Raw genomic sequence first — 4,672 nt, forward strand, 5'->3', positions numbered from 1 at the left:
CAGGTCCTCGCGCTGCAGGAGCAGGAACACCACGACGACCAGCACGATGCCGACCGTGGTCAGCGGCTCGAAGATCGGACCGAGCACCTTCTCGGCGAGTGCGAGGGGGGAGATCTCCGGGTCCTGGACGCGGACCAACTGTGCCTTGGGCGTATCGCCTGCGGCCCCCGTCGCGGCCGTGGTTCCCGACGCATCTGCCTTCTGCGTCGCGTCGTGGACCTCGTGGCTGAACTTCTGGATGACCCTGTTCGCCTCGCCGAGCCAGCCCTGCTGCAGCCCCGCGAACTTCTTCGACACGGTGGCCTGGTACTGCGGCAGGTTGCCGGCGAGCCCCGCCACCTGCGTGCCGATGAGCGCACCGATGCTGCCGATGACGCCGAGCGCCAGCAAGACGGCGACGATCACGGAGGGGACACGCCCGAGCTTGATCCGCCGCAGCAGGTTGACGACGGGTCCGAGGACGAAGCTGAGCAACACCGCCAGGACGAGGGGGATGAACACCTCGCGGCCGAAGTATAGGGCGGCGATCAGCACCACGCCGACGGCGAGGGTCAGCAGGCCGCGCAAGCCAGGGACGAGCGGGGGCGGCACCTGCGCGGGTGGGCGTGGGACGACGGCATCGTCGGTCGGCATACGGCGGGTACTCCTTGATGGGACTTCGATATCATGAGGCCCAAGCCTCGCAACTGCGCGCCGAAGCGCAGCGCGTTCAACGGCCACGGCCAACAGGTCGGCGTCTGCAGCGACTTCGCTCATCTGTCCATAACGTCGTGCCGATGCTTGAACATCCCGGCACGCCACGCCACGGGGTATCTCGGCGACATCCACGTGTCCCAAGGATCCGGCCCCGATGGACTTCCACGCCTGGTTCAAGGCCTACCTCGACGCCCCGGGGAGACCGCGGTGGCAAACGTTCGACGCCCGACATAACCAGCCTCGGATTGGCCGCATCGCGATGGCCTATGGCCGCGACACGACGGATTGCTCGATCACGACCAGCTTCGGGCCCGCCCCGCTCGCGGGCTTCGAGGTGATCACCGACGAGGTCGGCGACGCTGCGTGAGGGCGGGACGACCGCGCTTGAGGAGGTAGAGCATGCGACGGTTCATGGAGGTCCTCTCGGGCCACGGTTTCAGTCCGGCCGTTCGCCATGCGATTCCCGTGGTGGCGGTCGCGGCGGCCACGCTGCTGCGCTTCCTGGCGCCGCTCGATACGGCCCCGTTCCTCTTATACCTGCCCATCGTGTTCCTCGTCGCGCTCGCCCTCGGCCGGGGGCCGGGCGTCCTTGCGGTCGCGGCTTCCCTGCTGGCGGCGGCGTGGTTCTTCCGGCGGTCCGACGATACGGTCGGGCTGAACCCCGGACAGATCGTAGCCCTGGCGCAGTACCTCGTCGTCGGGCTTGGCATGGTCTGGGTATGCGACGCACTGCGCCGTTCGATGGTCGAGCGTGAAGAGGTGCTCGGACGCATCGACGCCGCCAATGCCGGCCTTCGGGCAAGCCAGGCGGCGTTGGAGGACGCGCGCCGCGACGCAGAAGCCGCCCGAGAGGCTGCCGAGGACGCCAACCGGGCCAAGAGCAGCTTTCTCGCCAACATGAGCCATGAGCTACGGACGCCGCTGTCCGCCGTGATCGGCTACTCGGAGATGCTGGAGGAGGAAGCGGAGGAACTCGGCCAGGACGGCCTGCTCAAGGACCTGGGAAAGATCAAGTCGAACGCCAAGCACCTGCTCGGGCTGATCAACGACGTGCTCGACCTGTCGAAGGTCGAAGCGGACAAGATGGAAACCTACGCGGAGGACATCGACGTCGAGGCGTTCGTGCGCGACGCCGCAGGCACCGTCGAGGCCCTGGTGGCCAAGAAGGGAAACCGCCTCGTCCTCAACATGGGCGATGGGCTCGCCGTCGCGCGAACCGACGCGACCAAGTTGCGTCAATGCCTGTTCAATCTCCTATCGAACGCCGCGAAGTTCACCGAGGCCGGGACCATCACTCTGCGCGTCCACCGCGAAGCGGATGCGAACGGTGACCGCCTCGTACTATCGGTGCAGGACACCGGCATCGGGATGAGCCCGGAGCAGGTCGACCGGCTGTTCCAGCGCTTCGTCCAGGCCGATGGCAGCACGACCCGCAAGTACGGCGGGACCGGCCTGGGCCTGGCCTTGACGAAGGCGTTCGCGCAACTGCTCGGCGGCGACGTCACCGTCACGAGCGAAATCGGACATGGCACGCGGTTCACCCTTGTCGTGCCAGCGACCCTGCCCGAGCCCGATGGCCCGAACGTGATCGAGGGGCCAGCGTCGGACGGGGCCGCCGGCCCGGGCGCACGCGGCCTGGTGCTGGTCATCGACGACGAGGCGAGCCAGCGCGACCTCATGGGCCGTTTCCTGACGCGGCAGGGGTTCTCGGTACGCACCGCCGGGGATGGGCGCACCGGCCTGGACTTGGCGCGTAGCCTCTCACCGCGCGTGATCCTGCTCGACGTGATGATGCCGGAGGTGGACGGCTGGACGGTGCTCACCACGCTCAAGGGTGACCCAGCCACCCAGAACATTCCGGTGGTGATGGTGAGCTTCGTCGCGGACGCGGCGCTCAGCGCGTCGCTCGGGGCGGCGGACGCGGTTCCGAAGCCGGTGGACTGGGCGCGGCTGAAGGGGGTCCTCGACCGGCTCGGGGCGGGAGCCGGGGACGTGCTCGTTGTCGACGACGACGCCGAGATGCGCGAGCGGCTCCGCACCGTGCTCGAACGCAACGGCTGGTCGGTGCGCGAGGCCGGAGACGGGGCAGAGGCGTTGGACAAGGTCCGCGAGGCGACGCCGCGCCTCGTGCTGCTCGACCTCACCATGCCGGTGATGGACGGCTTTTCGTTTCTCCATCGCCTCAGGGGCATGCCGGGCTGCGCCGAGATCCCGGTCGTCGTGCTGAGCGCGCGCGAGGTCACCATCGCCGAGCGGCGGCAGCTCGCGGACGCCGACCGTGTCCTACGCAAGGGCGACGCTAGCCTGCAGGACATCGCCACCGAACTGCGCAAGCTCGACGACCGTCAGCGAGAGGGCGTGGACGCGGCGCCATCCACAGAAGCCTGACGACGACCGGACTTACTGCAGACAGCCATGCTGGGGTAAGAATACGCCCGTTCCGGACGTGCCTCGGACCTCCGCGTGACGTATCTAATCGAGACAAGCGGCCCGACCGATATCGGTGGCAGAGACCGGCTTTGGGTCGAGGGAGCTACGCTCGAACACTTGAGGCGACATTGGTGAGAGACGGATCGGCGCTCGGCGTCGAGACCTGCATGGGCAATGGGAGCGGGACGGCCCTCGATTGCCTGGTCTCAGCCGAGCGCATCGTGATCAACGGTCAGGATGCAGTGCTGGCGGTCCTGCAGGACATCACCGAACGCAAGCGTTCCGAGCGCGAACTGTACTCGGCCATCGAGACGGTGATGACCGACGCCTCGTGGTTCAGCCGCGGCCTGGTCGAGAAGCTCTCGGTCCTGCGCAATCCCGGCGAGGCCGGGAAGCCCGCCGTACCGGACCTCACCGGCCGCGAGCGCCAGGTGCTCGACCTGATCTGCTGGGGAGAGAGCGACAAGGCCATCGGCCAGGCGCTGAGCCTGTCCGGAAGCACGGTGCGCAACCACGCCGCCGCACTCTACCGCAAGATCGGTGTCAACCGCCGCACACAGGCCGTCGTCTAGGGTCGGGACCACCGCTTCCCTGCGGCCTGACCGGTACATTAAACGTCCCGACCGGTACGTTTCGACGATTTGTACGAGCTGGGTCGCACGCCATCTCAACCCACGACGCAGCATGGGCGTCGATTGGGAGCCGAATGACGAAGGAACCCAAGCCGACACTCGAACAGGTCAAGGCGTCCATACGAGACGCCCTGAGAAAGCTGACGGGGGATTTCGAGCCGGGACCGCTAGTCGAGCCGGTGACGATCAAGCGGAAGCGTCCGCTGGCTGACAAGCCAAAAGACGCTTCCGACTAAATAGCGCGCAATCCATCTCTGTAGAGAGAATTCGCGGCTAAATAAATCTCACATGGATCATGTTAATAGACGGAACATCATGGTCGCGAAGCGCTTATCGCGTATCGGGACCGTCCGTCTAACGGACCACCACAGGTCGACGCGATGGTGCGAAACCGTCGTGCCGCGACCACGACGACCTACGCCAACCTCCATTTCCTTCCATACTGCTTGGTCCCGGTACCGACCGACCACGTATGCCCGGAGACCGCCCATGTCCCTCCTCGCCTGGATCGTTCTCGGCCTGATCGCCGGCTTCATCGGCAGCAAGATCGCCAACAACACCGGCCAAGGCCTGCTCGTCGACATCCTGCTCGGCGTCGTCGGCGCCGTCGTCGGCGGCTTCCTGTTCAATCAGTTCGGCCAGCCCGGCGTCTCCGGGGTGAACCTCTACAGCCTGGTCGTCGCCGTCGTCGGCGCGGTGGTGGTGCTGTCGATCTACCACGCCCTGATGGGCCGCCGCCGGGTCCTCTGACCCGGCATACCCCGCTTCCGCCGACCCTCGGCCGAAGACCGACCCGACCACTCCCGACGAAAGAGTTTCCACGATGGCGTTGTCCCCCGATACCACCCGTCCGGCCTACGACCGCGACCTACCGACCACCAGCCTCGCCACCCCGGCCGAGGACATGCGCACGA

Annotated in this window: 4 protein-coding genes and 1 pseudogene; 4 read left to right on the top strand and 1 reads right to left on the bottom strand. The window is 67.0% G+C overall.

Translation table 11 applies throughout. The features are described 5' to 3' along the window. The coding region (locus MKK60_RS21100) for an AI-2E family transporter (RefSeq protein WP_243988460.1) at window positions 1-633 on the bottom strand (633 nt) is incomplete at its 3' end. A gap of 66 nt (window positions 634-699) precedes the next feature. Here MKK60_RS21100 and MKK60_RS21105 point away from each other — a divergent pair. The 4 genes and pseudogenes from MKK60_RS21105 to MKK60_RS21120 form a co-directional block, all read left to right on the top strand. Continuing rightward, window positions 700-1,063 (top strand): annotated as a pseudogene (locus MKK60_RS21105) (transglutaminase-like domain-containing protein); the annotation flags it as partial. Window positions 1,064-1,095: 32 nt separating this feature from the next. Beyond that, window positions 1,096-3,084: a hybrid sensor histidine kinase/response regulator gene (locus MKK60_RS21110; RefSeq protein ID WP_243988461.1), complete on the top strand. Its 1,989-nt coding sequence runs from the start codon at window positions 1,096-1,098 to the stop codon at window positions 3,082-3,084. 173 nt (window positions 3,085-3,257) lie between these two features. Continuing rightward, window positions 3,258-3,698 (top strand): LuxR C-terminal-related transcriptional regulator, encoded by a 441-nt coding sequence (locus MKK60_RS21115; RefSeq protein WP_313901141.1) that lies wholly within the window; start codon window positions 3,258-3,260, stop codon window positions 3,696-3,698. A 549-nt stretch (window positions 3,699-4,247) separates the two neighbouring features. Further along, on the top strand, window positions 4,248-4,508 hold the full coding sequence (locus MKK60_RS21120) for a GlsB/YeaQ/YmgE family stress response membrane protein (protein WP_243988462.1): 261 nt from the start codon (window positions 4,248-4,250) through the stop codon (window positions 4,506-4,508). The last annotated feature ends 164 nt before the right edge of the window (window positions 4,509-4,672 follow it).

The sequence above is a fragment of the Methylobacterium sp. J-092 genome (genome assembly GCF_022829325.1).
GTDB lineage: Bacteria > Pseudomonadota > Alphaproteobacteria > Rhizobiales > Beijerinckiaceae > Methylobacterium.

Excerpts from the sequence above, each read along its gene's own strand:
- MKK60_RS21110 (WP_243988461.1), top strand. The coding sequence starts at position 1,096 with ATGCGACGGTTCATGGAGGTCCTCTCGGGCCACGGTTTCAGTCCGGCC.
- MKK60_RS21120 (WP_243988462.1), top strand. The coding sequence starts at position 4,248 with ATGTCCCTCCTCGCCTGGATCGTTCTCGGCCTGATCGCCGGCTTCATC.